Source organism: Gramella sp. AN32 (assembly GCF_023718305.1).
Taxonomy (GTDB): Bacteria; Bacteroidota; Bacteroidia; order Flavobacteriales; family Flavobacteriaceae; genus Christiangramia; species Christiangramia antarctica.
On sequence record NZ_QEYO01000003.1, the window covers coordinates 272463 to 295964 of the forward strand.

Here is a 23502-nt window from a genome sequence, read left to right on the forward strand (position 1 = left end):
TATTAGGATTTGTCTAAACTATTCTAAATTTTATGCTATCAAATTTGAAAATGTTTCAATTGCGTTCGAATATGTTATGAAAATGTGAATTTTTATTTATTTTATTGACTTTCAATACTTTATGTTTTTAATTTTAATTTTACTACAACGTTATAGGTTCAAATTTGTAACTCTGAAGTATAAATTTGATACAAAACTGAATCGTGAAGAGATATTTAATCACTGAAAATTGAGAAGAAATTAATCCAATGTTAATTTAATTAGAATTCCTTAAATCTTTTCTAAAGGATACCGGACTGGAACCATATTTATTTTTAAATGATGTTGAGAAGTAATTTGGGGTAGAGAACCCATTTTTATAGGCAATTTCACTGATGTTAAAATTAGTTTCTTCGAGCATTATTTTAGCCCGTTCCAGTTTATAGTTGTTGATATACTCGCTGATATTTAATCCTAATAAGGCTTTTACCTTTCTGTAGAGCTGTACCCGGGAGATATTAAGTTCTTCTGCCAGCTTCTCTACCGAAAAATCGGAATCATCCAGATGTGCCTTTATAAGGTTATTCAGGTAAGAAATGAATTCCTGTTCATTATTGCTAAACTTATTGTCTTTCTCAAGTTTGAACAGATTATTGGTATAGTAATACCTCAGTTTTTCGCGATTATAAAGAAGTGATTTTATGGACTGTATCAATATCGCATAACTAAAAGGCTTGGTTAGATAAAGATCGGCACCACTTTCAATGCCTTTTAAATAAGATTCTTTATCTCCCAGCGCAGTAAGAATGATAGTTGGAATATGGGAAGTTCTTAAATCCTGCTTTATAGTGTCACATATCTCAAATCCACCTTTCCCTGGCAGGTTAAGGTCACAGATGATTATATCTGGAATAAGTTCGAAAGCCTGTTCGATTGCGTTGGTACCATCAGACAAATAAGTCTTATAATGCATTCCTAATTTATTATTCAGGAACCGGGATAATTCCAGATTGTCTTCAACAATCAAAATAGAGTATTGATTATCATCTTTATCTTCGGGCACCAGAAGTTCCGTATTGCCTAGTTCTGATTCAAACTGAACTTCAAGGTAGGAAGGCTCTTCCACATCATTAGCATCAATTACCTGGTCTGAAGAAAAATGCTCATCTGTAGTTGGAAGACTAACAATAAATTCGGTTCCATGATGAGAGTGTACTTCAATCTTACCATTATGTAATTCCACAAATTGTCTGGAAAGATTAAGACCTATGCCAGAACTATTTTTATTGTTATTTCGCGCCTTAAAAAAGGGTTTGAATAATTGTTCCATCTCGTCCTTTGGGATTCCTATACCCGAATCAGTAAAATGAATATCGACTCTGTCATCCTCATTAAAATATTTAATTTTAATAGCTATTTCGCCATGGTCTGGAGTAAATTTAAAGGCATTGGAGAGCAGGTTGAAATAAACCTTGTCCATTAAATTACGATCTAACAGAAGCATTAAATCTTCATTATTAGACTCAATATTGAATTTGATACTTCGTTTCTTTGCTTCTCTCTTAAAGTCCCTGCTGATCTTTTGAGAAAATTCGTAAAGATTGGTTTTTGAAACTTTCAGGTTGAACTTTTCATCTTCAATTCTTCTAAAATCCAGCAAATTATTAATAAGTCTCAAAAGTCGCTTGGAATTCCTGCTTATCACATCCAGATCTGACAGATATTTCGATTTTGAACCTTTAAGTTCCATATGGATGGATTCCAGGGAACTCATTATTAAGGTAAGCGGGGTTTTGAATTCGTGAGAAAGGCCTGTAAAAAAGTTCATTTTCGCATCATTACTTCTTTTTACTTCTTCCGCGATAGATTCTATTTGATTGCGTTGATGTATGACCTTTTTATTGGTTAGCTGTAATTCCCTATTTTTCCTTCTAATAATTCTAATAGAATAAATGGAATAAATAGCAAGACTCAGAATAATGGCAAGCAAAGCCATGGCCACCTTTAGAAGATTATTCTGCACGTAATATTTTTGTTCCTGTATATCAATTGCTTCCAGTTGTCTTTCCAATTCTTCCTGTTGTTCACTGATTTTCTCATACTGATTTTTCATGATATCAGCATTAAGCTTATCTATAAGCGTAATATTAAGGGAATTATTTTTCTGAATTTTCTCACCTTCATGAATTCGTCTTGCAAGTTTTATGGCTTCAGCTCCTCCTGTAGGGTATAAAACTGTAGCCTCCAGTTTGCCTTCCAGCACCATATTTATTCCTCCATCCGGACCAACCAGGCCATCGACACCTACAAATTTTAATTGGTCTGCTAAGCCTTTATTTTCGGCAACCTGCCAGGCCCAACGTGCAAGAATATCATTAAAGGAATAGACGTAATCAAAATCAGTTACATCCAGGGTGTCCAGAACATTTGCAAATTTTTGATCAGAATAATCTTCAATTGAAACGATCTTATTGATTTTGCTTTCTCTTTCAGCTACCTGATGAAATCCAAGACTTCTTTCTAAAGTTGGGGATGAATTATCCGTCCCTTTTATTTCCAGAACATTGATACTATTTTTTGTAGATGCGGCGATATAGCTCGCGGCCATGCGTCCTACCGCAATATTATCTGCTCCCACAAAAGCGGTATATTTATCAGAATCAATTTTCCGGTCAATTAGAATTACCGGAATACCCTTATTATACGCTTTCTCTATTACCGGAACAATCCTTTTAGTTTCTAATGGAGAGACTATAAGTACATCTACTTCCTCATTTATAAATGATTCAATTTGATCTATTTGCTTCTCTATGCTCCTATCTGCTTCGCTAATTTTTAAGTTGATATTGGGGTATAAGGAAGTTTGAACCATCATAGAATGATTCATGTCTTTTCTCCATTGATCGGTACTGATACATTGGGAAAAGCCAATTTTGATGACTTCATTATCCTTCTTTGGATTACACGAAAAGATTATACTAAGAAGACAAATAGAGCCGATATATTTTAATAATCCGGACATTTAAGAGTGACTAATAAAATTTTACAATAATAGAAAAGAAAGAATAAAAATGAGAGCCCTTATTATATTTTAACTCTATTATAATTTTCCCTCTTCTTGATTCAATTGGAGAAATTTACCAATTTAATTTATAAATGCTTTGAATATCAATCTCTGTTTCGGAAATACCTTGAGAAGATTAGAAATTTATAAATTAAACTAATAAGACATCAATATGAATTGTGATATTTTAGGCTAGCCTTAATGTTAATGAAGTAAGCTTTTTCTACTACACTGAATATTAAAAATCTAGAACTCTATTTAACGCCTTATCTGTATCCTTATTCATAAAATTTGACTGATACATTATCGTGGTGGTAACTGAGGAGTGACGATACAATTTTTGTAACATCTGTATTGAAATTTTATCACCAGCAATATTACCGAAACTATGCCGTGCTATATGCATACTTAATTTTTTCTTTACTCCTGCTTTACTAGCAACTTTCGATAAATACGAATTAAGAACCCGATTTCCTCTTTTGGTTTTATCAAAAAGACTCTTTTCACTTTCGGGATTTGCAACTTTCAATTCCGGAAAAATATAATCGTTTTCAGCGCGTTTATCCGTAATATAGTCTTTCAAAATTGTATGGATTTTATCTGGCAACTGTAATGATACTAGCTTAGAATTTTTACTCATAGTGTAATGAATTCTATTATCGTAAATATCACTCCAACGCATTTTTAAAACATCCGCAATTCTTATTCCAGCCAAATAGAAGCTAAAAAGCCATACATTTCTAGCATGATGTTCTTCTTTAGAAAGATCTTTAAGGTTTTCAATTTTTTTAACTTCTTCTCTCGTTAATCCAACCTTTCCAGTCTCAGGAAATCGTATTACAATTTTATCTCTTCCAAAAGGATAAAATTTTCTATCTATAAGACCTTGTCTAATTGCCCTATTGAAAATTAATCTAATAAATACAAGGTGATTTGCTATGGTCCTGTCAGAAACTTTGGCTGTACTTCTTAAATACTGCATATATCTCCTTAAAAATAATTCATCAAGATCCTTATAGGAAAGTTTTCTACATTTTAGAAACTTTTCTATATGACCTAAGTATGCCTTATCCACAGAATACCTCCCATACCTATTATTTGCTTTAATCTCTTCTAAATGAATATCTCCTAATTCAAAGAAATTACTATCCTTCTCACAAATAGAAAGTTCTTTTTTAATTTGGCCGGCAGAATAATCCTTATTATCAGTCTGTAATTCAAGAAGCCGTTTATTTGTTTCCGCTAATTTCGTGAGGAGTAAATTATTTAATCTGGCAGCATTCTCATGGGAATTTTTGACCTGACCCTTATTCTTATCCCAATACTTAATGTCAATATAATGGCCTATATACAGATAGGAAGATTTTCTATTTTTGGTAATACGAATTGCAAGAGGGAAATGTCCCCATCTGTTCGGTTTTTTACGTAGTACTATTGAAGCATTGGAATTCATCAAAGTTATTAAATCTTCCCTAAGATAAGACTTTTTTGGGTACAACATAGGTACAACATTTGCTGCCATTTAATGGTTTTAATTGAATGTAAGTTCAATTAAAAATTATATAACTAATTGATTTTAAGGTGTTTTGTGCTCTATTGATTTTTCATTTAGGCAACTTAGGATCTAGTGCAGCAATGTGTGGAGGTTCGAGTCCTCTCGCCCGCACGAAAAGCTCTTCAGAAATGGAGGGCTTTTTTTATTGGAGGGAATTTACTGAGAAAATTAAAGTAAAAGACGAAAAGCCCGTCCTGAACGAGGAACGAGCCGAAGGGAGTTCTCCTGGCCGCACTTCGGCAAGCTCAGTGCAGGCTCGGCAAGATCTGGGCATGCTAACAAACCTGAGTTGAATGAGTCGGCTTTATTTACGGGTAAAACCGGGGCAACATATCTTATTAAAGTTATAAAAGCTTCGGTTTTTTAAATGTTTATTCTTTTTGCATAAATTCTTCGGCTTTTTCTACCATTTCTTTATTTCCGCAAATAAAAGGCGCCCGTTCGTGCAGTTCCTCAGGTTGTAATTCCATGATCCTTCGGAAACCGTCTGAAGCTTTGCCGCCCGCTTGCTCTGCCAAAAACGCCATAGGATTACATTCATACAGTAAACGTAATTTTCCTTTGGGGGCTGTTGTTCCCTGCGGATACAGGTAAATTCCGCCCAGTAGCATATTTCTATGGAAATCGGCTACCAGCGATCCGGTATACCTGGAGGTAAAAGGCCTGTTCTCTTCTTCATTTAATTCCTGCACCCATTTTATATATTTTTTGATTCCCTGCGGAAAATGCACATAATTGCCTTCATTTACCGAATAGGTATTTCCGACAGGCGGAAATTTAATGTCTGGATGGGAGAGAAAAAATGAACCAATTCCCGGATCAAAAGTAAACCCGTTTACGCCATTTCCAGTAGTGTAAACCAAAATTGTAGAAGTACCATAAATTAGATAGCCGGCTGCCACCTGTTTATTGCCCGGTTGCAAGAAATCCATCAATTCTGCCTTAGTCCCTTTAGGAGTAATTCTGCGGTAAATACTAAAAATAGTACCCACGGTGATATCTACATCAATATTACTGGAACCATCCAATGGATCTATAAGCACTATATATTCAGCATTTTTATGGATATCATCTTCAAAAACAAGATAATCTTCCAGTTCTTCAGAAGCCAGGCCACATATTTCACCCCGGTTGCGCAGGGTGCTTACAAATATTTCATTGGCCATTACATCCAGTTTAGCCTGAGACTCTCCCTGAATATTTTCCTGACCCGCCTTTCCAAGAATTTGGGAAAGACCGGCTTTATTTATTTTTTCATTTACCATTTTCCCGGCCAACTTAATAGAACTTAATAAAGCGCTCAATTCTCCTTTGGCGTACGGAAAATCCTTTTGATTTTCAATGATAAATTCTCCTAAAGTAGTATGCCTTTCCATTTGCTTTATTTCATTAAATATTAATCAACATGAAGACTTACCCCCTTAGGCGCATCTACTATTTATTTTGACTTGAGATTCTTTATGATTTTAGTACACTTACTTACAAGTTGCTCAATTTCATTAAAGCTATAAGCCCCGTTAGAATCCTTTTTCATCAGCTTAGAACCAATTCCAACACAATATGCCCCGGCATTGAACCATTGTTTTAAACTTTCTTCAGTAGGCTCCACACCCCCTGTAGGCATTACGCTTGTCCAGGGTTGCGGTCCTTTTATGGCTTTTATAAATTCCGGTCCATAAACAGCCCCCGGAAATAATTTCACAATTTCGCAGCCCATTTCTTCAGCCCTGGCTATTTCTGCTAAAGATCCGCAGCCCGGAAAAAAGGGAATCTTTCTGCGATTGCAAACAATGGCAATGTCTTCTCTAAATACAGGAGTCACGATAAAATCTGCCCCTAATTGAATATATAATGAAGTCGATGCGCCATCTGTTATGGAACCTATTCCCAGTGCCAGATCTGGATAATTATCCTGTACATATTTATTTAGTTCTCCAAATACTTCATGAGAAAAATCCCCGCGGGCAGTAAATTCTAAAACCCTTGCCCCTCCAGCATAACAGGCTTTTATTATCCTTTTTGCGACCTCTAGATCCTTATGATAAAATAATGGAACTAAACCTGTAGATCCCATAACATCATAAACCTTAAGTCTCGATAGTTTAGCCATAATTGTATTATCTTTTAATTAATGCTGAAAGATCGCCTTTCATTATTGCCTGAATCTCTTCCAGAGAAGCTACATTGATGTCTCCAGACATGGTATGCTTATACGCGCTGGTAGCCACTGCAAAATCAAGTACTTCCTGGAAATCCATTTGTTTGTTCAATCCATAAAGAATACCGGCCATGAATGCATCACCCGTACCAAGGCGATCTACTACGGGAAGAATTTCCTTAACTTCAGAAGTAACCAATTGCCCTGATGCATACATAATCCCGCCAATTTTTTGATGAGAAGCACTCTCGGAATAGCGTAAAGTGGTGGCGAGAAACTCCAGATCTGGACATGCATCCAAAATTTCGTCATAGTACTCTTTTAAAGTATCAGTTTTCCTGTAATCAGGATCTATGTTTTTTTTGCCCAGCATCTTATTCAGGGTGGCGAGATCTGCCAGGATAACATTGGTCATAGCCAGCATTTCCGGAAGTATTTCATGAGGCTGTTTACCCCATTTCCACAAGGTAGACCTGTAATTAAGATCACAGGAAATTTTTAGCCCTAATCTCCTTGCTGTCTTGCAGGCTAGTAAACATTCCCGGGCCGCTTCAGCCGAAATACCCGGCGTAATTCCTGACCAGTGGAACCAGCCAGCTTCCGCCAGGACTTCTTCCCAAGCAATTTCTCCTTCCTTAATTTTCGCCACGGCACTTTCAGCACGATCATAAATCACTTTACTGTGCCTTATCGCACTGCCCTTCTCTAGAAAATAAACCCCCAGACGATTACCTCCTTTAATGATATGCTTACTCCCAACCTGATATCTGGAAATTTCAGAAATAGCTTTATCGCCGAAATCATTATCTGGTAGTTTTGTGACAAATTGAGTCGACAAACCCCACCTTTGCAGGGAAGCTAGCGTATTAAACTCGGCACCACTATAGGAGACTTCAAAGGAGTTCGCCTGAAAAAAACGTAAATTTTCAGGCGGAGATAATCTCATCATCATTTCTCCAAAGGCTACTATATTCTTCATGCAATTCTATTTAGAAAGTCAGGGAACTATTAATTTCTGCAATTTTAACCATGCTGCCATTTTCGCTCCCAACTTCAATAATTTCAATTAGATTCCAAGAGCCTGTCCTCCGCCAACCTGAATGGTTTCAGCAGTTAAAAACGATGCATCTTTACTTACCAGAAATGATACTACAGAAGCTACATCTTCTGGCTCTCCCAAACGCCCTAATAGGATATTATCTTTCCAGGAAGCAAACACTTCTGGTTTAGTAGATTTAATCTGAGCGTGAAAAGGTGTGTCGATAGTCCCCGGAGAAACCGCATTCACCCTGATTCCATATTCAGCAAGATCTTTCGCCAGCGCTCTGGTTAAAGTATGCACAGCTGCTTTGGAAGTCCCGTAAATACCGGCACCTGGGCCTCCCGCATTCCATCCGGCATTTGAAGTATAATTTATAATAGAAGGCTGATCCCCTTTCTTTAAATAAGGAATCGCTGCCCTGGAAGCAAAAAATGCTGAATCCAGATTTAACGCCATTACCGATCTGTAAAATTCAGTGGTCATTTCTTCAAATCTTGACCTACCTCCCAGACCGCCGGCATTATTTATGAGGGCATCTATTTTACCATATTTCTCACCAATTTTTTTAATATTGCTATTCACCGCATTTTCGTTGGTAACATCGAAGCCATAATATTCCGAAGAAATTCCTTCTTCTTTTAATTCTTTAACCCTGGCTGCGCCTTTATCGTCTTCTATTCCGTTTAAAATAACGGTAAAACCATCCTTACCAAGTCGTTTGGCAACGGCAAAACCTATTCCTCCGGTCGCACCGGTTATTACTGCTATTTTTTGATTTGAATCACTCATAGTTTATTGATATTTATAATTGTTATCTAAAAAATTTAATTTGATTTCAGTTCTACGGGTTCTATTTTTCTAATTAGAACATAAATGGATATGACTGCTAATGGGGCTAAAATGGCAATTATTATAAATGCCGGGGTATAGGAAATTTCAGTAATCTGCGGAATAAGCCAGTTCATAATAATGACTGATACCGCGGCAACCGTTCCCGCAAGGCCAGCCAGGGTTCCAACAGATGGTCCCTTCAACAGATCACTGGAAAGGGTTTGAATGTTCCCAATGGCAAATTGGAATCCAAATAAAACTACCGCTACGATATAAATAAACGTCATTGGATTATCTCCTTTTACCAGGAATATGATCCCCATAAGTCCTAGAAAAATTAAGCTACCACCAATAAGAATGGACAGTTTTCGGGAAAAATCCAGAGACCGCTTTTCCATTAGTTTGCCGGCAAACCATCCGCCTGCTATACTCCCGGCCATTCCACCCAGATAAGAGATCCAAATGGTAGAACCAATTTCTTCAATACTAAATCCAAATTTGGAATGTAGATATAGTGGCATCCATCCAACGAACAGCCACCATATTGGTTCAATAAAAAATCGTCCTACCAATACCCCCCAGGATTCCCTGTAACTCAAAATTTTTGAAACGGATAATCCTTTTTCCTTTTCAGATACTTCATCCGGTTCTATTCTACCGGAAAGAATTAGATTTCTTTCTTTTTCGGTTAACCACGGATGATGTTTAGGGGTGGTTTTATTTACGATGAACCATGGTATAATCCATACAAAACCTAAAATACCTAAAATGATAAAAGTGGTCCTCCATCCAAATTGGGCATATAGGAATGCGATAAGCGCGGGAGCAACCACGCTTCCCAGAGAAGCTCCGGCATTAAATATTCCCTGCGCAATGGCTCTTTCTTTTACGGGAAACCATTCACCATTACTTTTAACAGCTCCAGGCCAGTTACCCGCCTCGCCTAAACCAAGCATTGCCCGTACGAGTGACAATGAAATAAGACCCCTGGCAAAAGAATGCAGGATAGCAGCTGCAGACCATAATGTAATGGAAAAAATAAAACCAAGACGAGTCCCAATTTGATCGTATAACTTCCCCGATAAAAATTTACCAAGTGCGTAGGTGATCATAAAGACATTAAGCATGACTGCGTAATCAGATTCATCCATGCCTAAATCCTTACCCATTTCAGGCCACATGACACCAAAGGCTGTTCTATCTATATAATTTATGACCGTGGCAATACATATTAATCCAATTATCCACCATCTTAGTCCTCTTAACTTCATATTTTCAGATTTACAGTCCGTCTAGCTGGACTTAATTTTTAGACAAAAATTACCTGTGACCCTCAGGAAACTACCTGTGGAGTTATATTTTTACAATGACCTGGAATGAGGATATAATTTTTTAGGAAAGGTATATCAAGTAATTCCCGGTTTAAATTCTTCTCTCTAATAATAATTTATGGGATCGTGCATTCCCAGCTTATTTATAAATCTACATTGTAGCAATACTTGTAAAGACTCCTAAAATGTAATTTCATTTTTTCTTTAGCTTCCTGAGGGTTTTTATCTGATATAGCTTCATATATAGCGGTGTGTTCATCTATTCCCAGGATCGCTTGATTCTCGTCGCAAACATGATATTTTGCAAAATTGGTAATAATTTCAGGTGTAATAGTTAACATAAAGGTGTTCAAAGTGCTATTACCACTTGCTTTAGCTATGGCCAAATGAAATAAAAGATCTTCCTGAACGGCATCTTGCCCATTAACTGCTTTAGCAATGTAGGCTTCCAGTGTTTCCTTCATATGCTTTAGCTGGGCTTCTGTACGCCTTATAGCGGCGAGACGAACCGTTTTCAATTCTAGTAAAATCCTGGTTTCTACAAGGGATTTAAAATCGGGGTCGGCCAGGCTTATAATATCTGAAATCATTCCATTTAATGCCACCACACCAATATTCGCCAGGTAAGTTCCGCTTTGGGGAACGCTTTTTAAAATTCCGTAAAATTCCAACGTCTGGATTGCTTCCCTCAAATTATTCCTACTAACTCCAAATTTTTCAGAAAGCATTCGTTCTGAAGGTAATTTATCATCCGGTTCTAAATTTTTAAAATTTATATATTCCCGTATCTTACTTATAATCTCATTCCGTGTTTGCTGCTGGAGCTCGATTTTTGTATATCCGTCTACTTTCATCTATTGTTTATAAGAATCTTCGTTAAAACTGGTTAACCAATCTGGTTTTTCAAATTTATAAAAAATAATCTTAGTTCTAATGCTTAGTTCATTTATTTACAGACCAATTTTTTAATTATTAGCGATCCTGTTGGTGTGTCCACCAGACGGATCACTAATAGGCCAACTCAAACAAAATTTCATCTCCTAATGAGAAACTTCTAATTCATAATATTTCACAAAGGAAAAAGCACCTTCATCTGTACTCACCAAATAATTCCCTGCCTTGAAATAATTCTCAAAAATACCCCATCTCTGTAGGTGAACATTATCGTAAACCACAGTCTCTTCATCATTCAGACTAATTTCCATTCGACCTTCAGAAGCAATTATTTCCAGAGTGAATGGATCATGTCCTACTTCTTCTGAAAAATTAAAACCATCATCATCGCCCCAAGCATCGGTATATAATATTTCCTTATCTGATGCTTCTGTATCTTTTAAGACCTTAGTTTTCACGCGAATTTTACCATCACTCCAGTAAATTTTCAGGATTGGCGGAGCATTATTATCATCTTCTCCAATTAAATCCCTTTGCTCATCTGTAAGCCTGCCATGAATCTGCATTATGATGACACGGTGATAATCTCCGTTTGCACCTCTTGAAATTTCAGAGACAGAAAGTGTACCCTTCATTTTCCCTCCTTCTTCAAAAACCCAGTTCTTATCATTGCTTCCCGGCTGCATCTGCTCCCTCAACTCGGTCCTGGAATAGGAAGAATTCGCTGTAGAAGATTCAGGATAGGTATAAAAAACCAGGGATCCATCTGTTGAATCGTTATACATAAATCTTTCTAAAGTTTCATTTGTGGCGTAATCCAGGATTTCAGGTGGCTCCACTTCCGAAGGATTTCCAATGGGAAGCGTCACTTTCCAATGGCTAAGATCTATATCAGGTAATTTGTAATCCTTTTCAACGGGTTCTTCGTCTGGTATTTCTTCTACTGCGGGAGTAGATTCAATGATATCTTCAGCTTCTTCCTTCTCACATCCCCAGAGCAACAAACTACTTGTGATTATAAGAACCACACTTAGCTTTCGTAATACTCGTATGCTGTAATTCATCTTAATGGGAGACTTTAAGATCATAGAACTTTACTTTTGCAAAAGCATCTTTATCCCTTGTCTGGAGATAATTCCCCGCTTTGAAATAATTCTCAAACACTCCCCACTTTTGCATATGTATATTATCGTAGGCCTTGAATTCATTCTTATTCAAGGAAACAAGCATTTTACCTTCTGACACATCGATTTCCACATCAAATTTTTTAAAGCCCACTTCTTCCTCGAAAGTATAACCTTCATCGTCACTCCAGGCCTCTTCATAAAGAAGCCCTTCATTTGGTGTACCGGGAAACTTAAGTTCTTTTGTTTTCACCCTTATCTTTCCTTTATCCCAGTATATTTTCAGGACTGGCGGCGCATTGTTATCCTTTTGTCCGATTTTTTCCTTTTGTGCGTCGGAAAGCCTGCCATGAATTTGAAGGATGATCACTTTATGATATTTTCCCTCTTCATCACGCGAAATATCTTCCATTTCTATGGTTGCCTTTAAGTTTCCACCCTGCTTAAAAGTCCAGTTTACATCATCATTCCCAGGCGTCATTTGTTCCCGCAATTCAGATCTTGAATACTTCGTATTTGCGGTAGTAGCTTCACTTGGGTATGCATAAAACACCAAAGCACCCGAAGTAGAATCATTGTACATATATGGCTTCAAAGTTTCATTCGTGGCATACTCCAGGATCTCCGGCGGCTCCACGCTAATGGCGCCGCCTTTCCCCTTTCCTTCCGGGATAGTAACTTTCCAGTGGGAAAGATCGATCTCTGGTAACTTATATTTCTTACCTGATTCAGTTACTTGCGAATATGAACCATTCTTTAAGGCCGTACCGGATCCCTGACATTGTATGGAAATCCAGGATAATCCAATAACTATAATGAATATTGAAAATTTTCTATTATACAAAGCCCTTCTTCTAATCATTCTCCTCCAGTTTCTTCTGCAGCAGCCTCTTCAATTACCGGGATAACAGATACATCATCTATATAAGCATCAGAAGTATTATTGCTATCAAAGAGCATGGAAATTTCCCCGTTCGCTCCTGTTTCAAATTCAATGATAATAGCATTATAATTACCTTTCCCTTCTACTATTTCTCCCTTTTCCTGAGCTAATAAGGTGGCAGATTCAAATTCATCATAATTAGATAACTGGCCATCAATTATTGAAACTCTTATATAATCACCATCACTTTTCAAAGCATAAAATGCAGTAAAAATATATTTGGTATTTGGTGACACCGTGATCGCCTGGTAAGACTGGCGTGCATTGGTAGCACTCTCAGGGTATTTCGCAGCCTGAGTATCCCCCCTTCCATCAGAGCTCGTGATCTGGTGAATACTTGCACCGCTTAATCTCCAGCAGTCCCTACCATCCTGACCATCCCCACAGGCGTCACTTCCATCTTCAAAACCTGCTTCTCCTATAAATGGTGTGATTGCTGCCGGAACCGGTGGTTTTTCCACAAGGATGTCTGAGGTAAAAGTACTCGTAACACCTAGTTTATCTGAAACGGTTAAACTTACAGTATAAACCCCTTCATCAGGGAATGTATAGGAAGGATCTAATTCTGTAGAAGTATCTCCATTCCCGAAATCCCACAAATAATCTGTAGCACTATTGGAAAGATTTGCAAAATTAAATGTTAGAAAATCGGCATCGCTTTGTGATGCGGAAAAGTTTGCTGAAGGATGTGTTTTATCAGCTATAGAACCTTCTTCAGGCAACTCGTATTCGTAATCACAGGAAACGCTAACTCCTGCGATTAATAACAGCGACAGATATATTAGGCCTTTCAGCTCAAATTTATGTTTCTTGAATTCCATTTTATAAATTTTAATTTTTGTTTCTTAATAACCTGGATTTTGTTCCATTAAACCATTACTCAGGTTGATCTCTCTCTGCGGAATAGGCAGTAACAAGTCTGTTGCACTGAAATTATAGCCATTTACATTTGAAAAGGCCGAAAGTACTTCCTGAGCGACCCCAAATCGAACCAGGTCGAAAAATCTATGGTTTTCAAACGCGAGTTCTACACGTCTTTCATCCAGTAAATCCTGCTTTGTTATGGATGTTACAGGATCTGTTAATCCAGCACGGTCACGTACTTTCTGAAAGGAATTTAATGCGGCTGAAGCGCTCGTTTCCTGGCCTCCAGCCAGAATGGCTTCAACATGTAGAAGCAACACATCTGCATATCTGATAACGATCCAGTCATTTCCTGCCAATTCCGGGTTGCTGGCGGTAGGTTCTATTCCTAAGGATTCATCTCCGTTGGGTAGGTATTTCACTACCTGATATTGCGTGGGTTGGGCCATATCCTGTCTATAAGAATATGCTGTTCTGTTCCCTCCCATTGCGTCTAACGCTACTCTGGCATCAGCAGTTACATAGTTCACCCCACTGGTTCTACCAACCGAGTTTAACCATTCTGCGGAAATATTCTGACTATCTGAAGTAATATCTGATGTGTAGCCAACCGCAAAGATTACTTCGCTATTGCCTTCATTATAGAACACATCTTTAAATTCTGGTTCCAGAGAATAATCCCCGCTGGATATTACAGATTCCAATAACATCTGCGCCTCCGGATAATTTGTTCCCTGGGTGAGATAAACTTTGGCCAATAAGGTTTGAGCCGCCGCTTTTGATGCCCTATTCACATAGGTATTATCAAGGTTTTGAATGGCTGTTTCCAGATCGCTAATGATCAGCCCATAAATTTCATCAGAGGATACTCTGGTATAGGCTACTTCTTTTTCCAACGGTCCTATTAATTTATCTATTAAAGGAACATCTCCATATAATCTAACCAGATTAAAATAGGCGTAGGCCCTAACAAATTTTGCCTCAGCCTCAAAGCTTGCCGATTTTTCAGCAGAAGCAGCCTCCAGGTTTTCGAGAACTAGATTAGCCCTGTATATGATCTCGTAAAAGCTTATATAATAATTTGCTACAATACCATTGCTGGCAGTAACCGTATAACTTTCGAACTGTGCAGCTTCCCCCTCACTGGATTTGGTACGTGTATTATCACTACGCATTTCAGTTAGGTAATATTCTCTTTGAATACTGAAGTTATCATCCAGATTATTAGAATTTACCCCCTGTATCGCATCATACATCCCTATTATTCCGGATTCTATCTCTTCATCATTTTGAAAATAGCCTATCGAAGAAATAGCAGATTCAGGTAAAGGCTCTAAGAAATTTTCTTCACAGGATACTGTTATAATAGATAAAAATCCAAAAACTAAATATTTTATTTTTTTCATAATTGTGTCTTTTATTCTTTCTTACAATTAAAAATCAGCGTTTATACCAATAGATATTGTTCTAAAAATTGGTGAACCTGCTCTTTGATAACCATAAGTTGTTGGCGAAGTATCATCAATAGATTCCGGGTTAAAACCGGTATAATCATCAGCTGTCCAATATTTGAGGTTTTGTCCCGCTGCATAAATTCTCATGCTTTTCAATCCTATTTTAGAGGTTAGATCTATTGGCAAATTGTAACCAATATTCACATTTCTAAGAGCTACGTAGGAAGCATCCTGAATGATCGCGTTTGTAAATATTTTTTCCCTGATAAAACCCTGGTTAGGTGTGGTAGCCGGGTTAAAATCCTGCCCGCTGTTGAAGTGATTGAAGATATATTGATCACCCATATTTCTAACTTCCGCTCCGTGACTTCCCTGAAACAGAAAACTTATATCAAGATTTCCAATTTTAAAATCATTGGTAAGGCTCCATATAAGATCCGGATAAGGATTTCCCAGAATGGTTTTATCATCATCATCTATAACCCCATCACCATTTAGGTCTTTCACATACACATCCTGAGCCTCACCACCAATTGGGAAGAAAGGTTGTTGCAGGTTTTCCAGGGCTATTTGTTCGTCTACTACCCAACCATAAAATGAGGACACGGGATTTCCTTCTAAATTAATCCATTCTGCAGCTCTTTTATCATCTACAATTTGAATTTGTCCATTTGAATCTGCAAAATCAGTAAGTTCATTTTCATTTTTTGAAGCTAATATTGTTGTGTTCCAGCTAAAGTTAGAATTGGAAACATTTCTTGTCCTTAATTCAACTTCCAATCCGCTATTTACTACTTCTCCAATATTTACCAGTGCATTTCTAAAACCGGTAGTGGCAGAAACAGGATTAAATAGCAATAATTGATCACTGGTACGTTTATAGTAATCTATCGATCCTGTTATACGGTTTTTAAAAAATCCAAAATCCAATCCGGGATTAATCTCCTGGGAACGTTCCCATTTCAAGTCTGGATTTGCAATGTTCAAGGCAATGTATGCTGACTCCAAACTACCACCTATAGTTGCTGAAGATGGCCCTAAAAGAGGTAAAGAAGGATAGAGATCTATGATATCATTGTTTGTATCCAGATCCTTATTTCCCGTAAACCCATAACTAACGCGGAATTTAAGGTTGCTGATAATACTGTTATTCTTCAGAAAATTTTCTTCGGCAATATCCCAACCTGCAGAGATCGCAGGAAAATCGCCATATTTATTATCGGCGCCAAAAACCGAGCTTCCATCCCGACGATAACTTACCGATGCCAGGTATTTATCAGCATAAGCATAATTTATCCTCGCGAAATAACTCTGAAACCTTTCAGAAAAAACGTAAGAGTCTATATCAGTCGCTACTGTAGCAGCAGAAAGGGTTCTAATCAAATCAGAAGTGTAACCGGTTCCCAAAGCACTACTGCCTTCATAATCCCATGTTTCAAAAGAAATTCCCGCGATGGCGTCAATTTCATGTTCTCCAATGGTCTTATCATAATTGAAATAAGTTTCTGAAGCAATATGTATCCTTTTTTCATTTGATACATCATAACTGGCATCTGCTGCACCATTCCTGCTTGAGAGAACACCCTGCCATCTGTCACGCATGGTATGTTGATAATCGCCTGAAAGTGATGTTCGCAAACTTAAATCATCTACAATATCATATTCGCCATAGAAATTTCCGAAAACTTTAAATTTATAATCGTTTCTATCCCTCTCTAAAACTTTAGCCGCAGGGTTTGTATTGGATGTATCACTTATATCTACCAGTGTACTTCCATCTCCGAATAGGTCATAATTATCAAAATGGCGTTGAACAGCGTAATCTCCAATTTGCACATCAGGATATACATTACGATCTACATATTGAATGGTATTGGCATCATGGTAAAGTGGCAACCATGGTGGCTGGCGTAAAATATCATGTGTAGAACCATCAAACCTTCTGGTATCGGTATAAGACGGTGCTAAATTTCCTCCAAAACGGAAGCGATCGCTCACCTTTGTATCTAATTTCAACCTTAGATTATATCTTTTATAATCATCGGTGAGTAACACCCCTTCATCATGCAGATATCCCAAGGAAATACTAAACTTTGTTTTATCTGTTCCACCTCTGGCGCTTAAGGAGTGATTCTGAATTATACCCCCATCGAATATAATATCCTGCCAGTCTCTATCTATTCCTATTTGCTGAATATATTGCGTCCTGTTTGAAAGTTGACCGGTTGCAGCAAGTTCAGCCGCAGCGGTTTCCGCTACCGAAAAATAATAGGCATCACTTTGCCTGGCTTCTTTTACCCCGGTATAACCTTGATAACTAAAAACCGTTTTACCCTCTTTACCTTGCTTAGTGGTTATCAGGATAACACCGTTACTTCCCCTGGATCCATATATAGCAGCAGATGCTGCATCTTTGAGTACATCAAAAGACTCAACCTCACTCATATCAAGACTTCCTAAAAAATCATTGTCTACAACCAACCCGTCCACTACAATTAGCGGATCTGAACTTCCGGTTAAAGAACCTGTTCCCCTTATTCTAATTGTAGGTGCCGATCCAGCCTCTCCCTGTGTTGCCTGAATATTAACACCAGCAATTTGCCCCACGAGCGCATCGTCTACCCTCGAAACAGGTAATTGATCCAGATCTTCATTCACCACACTGGAAACGGCTCCGGTGAGATGGCTTTTCTTTCGAGTACCATAGCCGATAACGACTGTTTCCTGAAGCTGCTCTGCATTTGTGGACATTGCCAGATCCAATGTTTGCTGTTCATCAATAATAATTTCCTCTGTGGTAAAACCTATATATGTAAACTGAAGTACGTCTCCTTTTACTACATCGATTTCGTAATTACCATCAAAATCGGTCACTACCCCTCTGTTCGTACCTTTTATAAATACGTTAACTCCCGCCAGGGGAATTTGATCAGATTCTGAGGTAACTGTACCCGAAAGAAGAAAGCTCTCCTGCGCAATAAGATTTAAATGGCAGAAAAACACCATTAAAACAATCGCAATTTTCTTCAAATTCATAAGTTGTTCTTTTAGTTAATTTTTACTCTTTGATAAATTATTGCCAGTTGGCAATCTACTTGGTTCGACCGGTTCTTTTAATAGACATTCGTTAATTAAGAGAGAGTTGATTACTTATGAAATTGTATATTTGCAGTAATTGGTTACTATCAAGTAATCGACGTGTTTAAATGACTTCTCTCAAATGAAGTTTTTAAAAGGATAGGCGTGCACCTATCCTTTTTTTATTTTCTAATTTTTAAAATTTAAAGAACTTTTTTGGTAAACCAAATTGGTTTTCCAAACTGGTTTACCAAATATATGTTATTTATTTGTTAAGTAAAAAATTATTTGACAAAAAAATTTACTTTTTTTTATCAATTGTTTAATAACAGGGGTTTTCAAAAGAAATCTTCACGTATCGGACTGAAAACATCTATTAAGATACCTTCTTCTCTACAAATTGCTCCATGCATTTTATGCGGTGGGATATAAAACGAATCTCCACCTTCCATCATTTTAGTTTCCTCGCCAATGGTAAGCTCAAATTTTCCACTTTCCACATAGGTTACCTGAGAATGATGATGCTCGTGCATGGGACCTATACCCCCCTTCTTAAAATGGACTTTCACCAGAAGTATCTTTTCGTCATATCCCATGATTTGTCTTCTCACACCTTCGCCAACTGTTTCCCATTCAACTTCCTGAGCTTTTAAAAATTCTTTGCTTGTTCCTAAATCTTTCATTTCATTATTATTTAGTGATTATTGTATAGGGTCCTTCCCATGAGAACTCCTTTTCTTTAATTTTTACTTGATGTTTAGCTGAGGAAGAACTTTCCTCATTACTTAAAATGAATACGATCTTTTTTTCCTGTAAGCCCGTAATTTCGATTCCGGTATAGGCATCTATATCCAGTATTACTTTTATTTCCTCGATCTGGCTGAAGGAATTGCTTCCAAGCTCTGTTACCGGGCTATAGCTTCCATGCGGTTCCAGAATAGATATAAAAAGGGCATTCTTAGTATTCTTCTTTCTGGCGATATATACAGGGTCCCGTCTCAAATTAAATTTAGGGTCTGAAGCTCCAATCCTGGCCAGAATAATACTGTCATTACTTTTCAAAGCTTGTGTTAGCGTATAAAACCTGTTATTATAAGACCAGTTAAACCTCGTATTCCCTCCAGGTGCAATTCCTTTAGCTTCCGTCCACAGATGCTGGTAACCATTGCCAGTACCAAGTTTGTTAAGCTCATCGGGTGTTTCGTATTCAAAATTTGTAGCTATGATCTGCCCTGAATAATAAAATGGGAGGTCATACTGATTCTCGGTTTCTCCATCTATTCTGAAAATATCCAGTACCACAGGCTTTTGAAAAATATCATTTGTAAGTAGCGCCAAGGTACGGTGCAGTTTGGTTCCCGGATAAGCATTCTCCTCAATAGCGCTGACTACTTGAATATTATCTTTTGTGAAGTCTGAAAAATATTTTTCTGAATGATATTTATTTCCGGTATCAAAATCTCCATTGAAGTGGGATTTTTCATTCTGAGTTATGGTATTATGGGCGATGCTTTGCTTCGCCCAGGAGGTATTTTCTTTTAAATATCCACCACCATTTTTAGGTTCTATATTCACAAACCTGGCAAATCCATAATCCTGTATCACCTCTTCCCCATCATTATAAAAAGAGAAGGATAATTTATCATAATGTCCATGACTGTCTCCCTGGGAGGTATATTTAAAAACCAAAGAGAAAACATCGTCTGCTTTTTCTGAACGCAAAACCGTAACTCCACCTTTATTTCCCTGTGGACCATCAGTAAGATCTATAGATTGTTTTTTGAATTCTTCGGCCTTTCCCTGCTCGATCGCCATTGCTACCGCCATTCCGGCATCGTCTAAACTAACTTTTCCCTGGCGTTCCGCTACAGAAAGTAAACCCGGATCCTGATCTCCATAATAATAGGCTGCGTCTACAGCAATCACCACCGATTGGTTGAGTAAGGACATACCTTTTTGAGCGTCATTCAGCGGGAAAAAGTCTCCGTCCGCATCGGTGAGATTTAACAAGGCATAGACAGCTTTGATCAAAACACCATCTTTATAACTGAAAATTCCAATTTCGGGTCTCTTGTTTTCCAATTCTTTGGCAAACATCATAAACGGATACATCGCATATCTCTGGTAATAAGGTCCTTCGGTATAGTAGCCCGATGGTGAAAAGGCTTCTTCAATATTTGCCAGGAAACCGGCTTTCTGCCCTTCCTGCAAAATTAGACCGCCATCATCATCCCTGGCATTTTCAGGAATATTTGTTTCCTTTAAACCATATAAGGCCCGGTTCACCAACTCGTCATTTTTCATCACCAGCCCAATCATTCCTACCGCCGCGTTTCCCCAGGTACTATGATTATGGATCCTATTAAAGAATTTTGGGTTCCCAATGGATAGGAAGTTGGCGTAAGGCAAAAACAGGTCTTTTTCAAGATAATTTCTTTCATCTTCCGATAGATATTCATATATACTATCATACGCCTGACTCATGGCCACGAGCCAATTAGAATCATTTAAAGATTGCCAGAAAATTTTGCCTCTCGCATACGATCGTTCGGCCGGGTGTAACGGCAAATCAGGATAGATTTTAGCATATTGCAGCAACATTTCCTTGATATATTCGGCATATTTTTCCTCACCTAGAATTTTATAAAGTACACCCGCTTTTTGTGCAGTAGCATAATTTTTTTTATGGCGTTCGTGCGTATATCCACCCGCAAGGTCTTTGGGAACTGGAACCCGGATTTCTCTTTTCATTTCCTCATCTACCTCCTCCTTTACCTGCTGAAGGCTTGCATCAAATAATGGAACTTTTCCCAAATGGGATTGTATATTTTCTATTCCTTTTTTAATAATTGATCCGGAATCTGTAATCTTTTCATTATGCTGTCCCTGAAGAGATAGAAAATTGAAAAGGAGAAAGATAATTATTGAATTTTTCATACAAGGCTCACAAATTATAGACTGCAACTTAATAAATTAAAATTGGTTTACCAAATTGGTTTACCAATATACAATAATTTTTTACTTAACCAATAATTTCTTTTTCATAAAAAGGATAAACGCCATTTTATAAGGGACTACATATTATAAACACCACCATTAATGTCCAGTGTAGCTCCTGTAATAAAGCCGTCGTATTCAGAAGCCAAATAGATAACTGCCCGGGCTACGTCATCTGCGTTCCCTGCACGTTGAATAGGAATGCCTGTGATTGTTGCAGCCGCTGATTCTTTTGTGGTATGCGTATTGTGAAATGAAGTTCCAAGGATAAGGCCTGGCGCAACAGCATTAACGCGAATACCTTGAGGGCCAAGTTCTGTTGAGAGCGCCCGGGTATATGTTAAAATAGCACCTTTGCTGGTAGCATAAGCCAAAGATCCCGGATGCCCTCCTTTTCTTCCGGCAAGGGATGCCAAATTAACAATACTGCTATGGTCATTTTTTGCCAAATAAGGTGCTGCAGCTCGTGTTACCAACATCATAGACGTAAGGTTGATGTCCATTACCTTATTCCAAAAATCAGTTTCCATTTCGCTTAACATCTTACGCGCCACAAGCGAACCTGCGTTGTTAATTAAAATGTCTATACCTCCTAAGGCTTTTACTGTTTTTTCCATCAATGCGTTAACATCGGTTTCTTTGGTGAGATCACCAGATATTGCAACCGCATTTACTCCATTATTATTTGCATAATTTACCAATTGGTTCGCTGCATCTGCACTGGAAAAATAGTGAATTGCCACATGGGCCCCGCTATTGATAAAGTGTTTGGTTATGGACTCACCAATGCCCTGGGCACCAGCTGTAATGAGTACATTCTTTCCTGTTAACTTAGTTTTTTGTTTCATATGTAGATATTTATTGTTTTTTTATGGTCATACCTGCCCGACCGGCAGGCGGGTGCAATTCGCATATCCCTGCCTGCCGGCCGGCAGGTTTATCGGTGTTTGTATCGCATTCCCGTTATGCTCATTTCATGATTAATCATTTTTAGTGAAATAACCTTCATTAGAAACGGCTTCATCACTCACAGTTATACTTGCATCCTTAAACCATACCTCAGCATAATTTCCGTCTGCATATTGTTTTTCTATATCGCCTCCATGGGTCTCCGCACCAGAACACCAATTTTTATTTACTGTAGGTGATTTTCCATTAGTTTGATTGTAAGATCCTAACTTAAAAAAACATCCCTCGCCGGCATACGCATTTTTACGCTCTACCCCATCCTGGCCAACTGGCATGAATAGTTCCTGTGTTTGCTTAGGAATATCAGCAGTTGTTGGATATTCAGATTCGATTAGGTTTTTTGTAAAAGATTTGGTTTCATGTCCTTCACTAGTGAATTTTAAGTTCATAATACCATCCTTCACCTCGATTTGGTAACTGAATTCTTCACCTAATGCAATACCATCCTCTGGTTCTTCCGGATACGTTTTTTCATCAGGGCCAACCACCGAAAAGTCATGCCCCCAAACCGCTGTGGAAAAATCCCATCGTACAGAATTATCATCGCCAGCGGTATTTATTTCATAGTGCCAAAACACCGAACCTTTGGTATGACCGGGAAATTTCTTGTAAAATATTTTAAGCGGTTCGTTCTCGTGGCCATCGGCGCTATGAATCTGACCGACGACTACTGCGTAGGAAGCCGCTACCCGGGGATCACCGGTAGATGATACATTCATTACTTTGAGTGTAGCCGACAGTTTATCATTAGCGGTTGCGGGATACCATTTTTTTATTTGAGCCAATTCGGTTCTCGTATTATTAGAAGTGCCATGGGTGTCTCCTCCATTGGGCGCCTTAAAAACTACCCAATCCCCAGAATCATCAGTTGCAGTATAGAAGAAATCTTCATCTTCAAAATTATTTGCAACACCAGCATTTGAACCATCACCCAATATTAATTTCCAATGATCAAAAAATGGAATAAGATCACTTGCGTAAACGGTTTTATTCGCTTCCTTTTCAGCTTTGCTGGTCTCGTTGGTGTTTTTGGTTTTATCATAACAGCTACTACATAATATTAGTAAAACACCAAGGGCTAATGATATTGATTGTGATTTGATTTTAAAATTCATCGTATTATTAGTTTAAATTTTTATTGCAATTGACTTTGAAAAATTTCGCCTACTTTTTAAGGGAAATAAGGTATAAACATACCCATAGTTTCATAAAATTAACA

Annotated in this window: 17 protein-coding genes; all 17 read right to left on the reverse strand. The window is 37.8% G+C overall.

Going from position 1 to position 23502, the window contains the following annotated elements:
* Positions 1–256 precede the first annotated feature (256 nt).
* The gene (locus DHD80_RS05605) at positions 257–3001 is read right to left on the reverse strand and encodes a substrate-binding domain-containing protein (RefSeq protein ID WP_251740162.1); all 2745 of its coding nucleotides are present in this window, start codon (positions 2999–3001) and stop codon (positions 257–259) included.
* Positions 3002–3281: 280 nt separating this feature from the next.
* A complete protein-coding gene (locus DHD80_RS05610; RefSeq protein WP_251740163.1) occupies positions 3282–4565 on the reverse strand; it encodes a site-specific integrase in 1284 nt (427 codons plus the stop codon).
* A 404-nt stretch (positions 4566–4969) separates the two neighbouring features.
* Positions 4970–5974, reverse strand: a complete 1005-nt coding sequence (fbp, locus tag DHD80_RS05615; protein ID WP_251740164.1) for a class 1 fructose-bisphosphatase — start codon at positions 5972–5974, stop codon at positions 4970–4972.
* Between the two features lie 62 nt (positions 5975–6036).
* The gene (locus tag DHD80_RS05620) at positions 6037–6708 is read right to left on the reverse strand and encodes a bifunctional 4-hydroxy-2-oxoglutarate aldolase/2-dehydro-3-deoxy-phosphogluconate aldolase (RefSeq protein WP_251740165.1); all 672 of its coding nucleotides are present in this window, start codon (positions 6706–6708) and stop codon (positions 6037–6039) included.
* Between the two features lie 7 nt (positions 6709–6715).
* Entirely contained in the window at positions 6716–7735 is a 1020-nt protein-coding gene (locus DHD80_RS05625) for a sugar kinase (protein WP_251740166.1), read from the reverse strand.
* An 87-nt stretch (positions 7736–7822) separates the two neighbouring features.
* Complete coding sequence (locus DHD80_RS05630) at positions 7823–8587, reverse strand: SDR family NAD(P)-dependent oxidoreductase (protein ID WP_251740167.1); 765 nt, start codon at positions 8585–8587, stop codon at positions 7823–7825.
* 35 nt (positions 8588–8622) lie between these two features.
* Positions 8623–9900: an MFS transporter gene (locus tag DHD80_RS05635; protein ID WP_251740168.1), complete on the reverse strand. Its 1278-nt coding sequence runs from the start codon at positions 9898–9900 to the stop codon at positions 8623–8625.
* Positions 9901–10103: 203 nt separating this feature from the next.
* Positions 10104–10814 carry a FadR/GntR family transcriptional regulator gene (locus DHD80_RS05640; protein ID WP_251740169.1) on the reverse strand — a complete coding sequence of 237 codons (711 nt, stop codon included), beginning with the start codon at positions 10812–10814 and terminating at the stop codon, positions 10104–10106.
* Between the two features lie 186 nt (positions 10815–11000).
* Positions 11001–11942 (reverse strand): polysaccharide lyase family 7 protein, encoded by a 942-nt coding sequence (locus tag DHD80_RS05645; RefSeq protein WP_251740170.1) that lies wholly within the window; start codon positions 11940–11942, stop codon positions 11001–11003.
* Positions 11920–12840, reverse strand: a complete 921-nt coding sequence (locus tag DHD80_RS05650; RefSeq protein ID WP_251740171.1) for a polysaccharide lyase family 7 protein — start codon at positions 12838–12840, stop codon at positions 11920–11922. The genes DHD80_RS05645 and DHD80_RS05650 overlap by 23 nt, the downstream gene beginning before the upstream one ends.
* A complete protein-coding gene (locus tag DHD80_RS05655) occupies positions 12837–13742 on the reverse strand; it encodes a PKD domain-containing protein (protein ID WP_251740172.1) in 906 nt (301 codons plus the stop codon). The genes DHD80_RS05650 and DHD80_RS05655 overlap by 4 nt, the downstream gene beginning before the upstream one ends.
* A gap of 24 nt (positions 13743–13766) precedes the next feature.
* Entirely contained in the window at positions 13767–15191 is a 1425-nt protein-coding gene (locus DHD80_RS05660; RefSeq protein WP_251740173.1) for a RagB/SusD family nutrient uptake outer membrane protein, read from the reverse strand.
* 27 nt (positions 15192–15218) lie between these two features.
* Complete coding sequence (locus DHD80_RS05665) at positions 15219–18275, reverse strand: TonB-dependent receptor (protein ID WP_251740174.1); 3057 nt, start codon at positions 18273–18275, stop codon at positions 15219–15221.
* Between the two features lie 380 nt (positions 18276–18655).
* Positions 18656–19000 carry a cupin domain-containing protein gene (locus tag DHD80_RS05670; protein ID WP_251740175.1) on the reverse strand — a complete coding sequence of 115 codons (345 nt, stop codon included), beginning with the start codon at positions 18998–19000 and terminating at the stop codon, positions 18656–18658.
* A gap of 7 nt (positions 19001–19007) precedes the next feature.
* Positions 19008–21254: a heparinase II/III family protein gene (locus DHD80_RS05675; protein WP_251740176.1), complete on the reverse strand. Its 2247-nt coding sequence runs from the start codon at positions 21252–21254 to the stop codon at positions 19008–19010.
* Positions 21255–21391: 137 nt separating this feature from the next.
* Positions 21392–22162 (reverse strand): 3-oxoacyl-ACP reductase FabG, encoded by a 771-nt coding sequence (fabG, locus tag DHD80_RS05680; protein WP_251740177.1) that lies wholly within the window; start codon positions 22160–22162, stop codon positions 21392–21394.
* A 132-nt stretch (positions 22163–22294) separates the two neighbouring features.
* Positions 22295–23398 carry a polysaccharide lyase family 7 protein gene (locus tag DHD80_RS05685; protein ID WP_251740178.1) on the reverse strand — a complete coding sequence of 368 codons (1104 nt, stop codon included), beginning with the start codon at positions 23396–23398 and terminating at the stop codon, positions 22295–22297.
* Between the last annotated feature and the right edge of the window lie 104 nt (positions 23399–23502).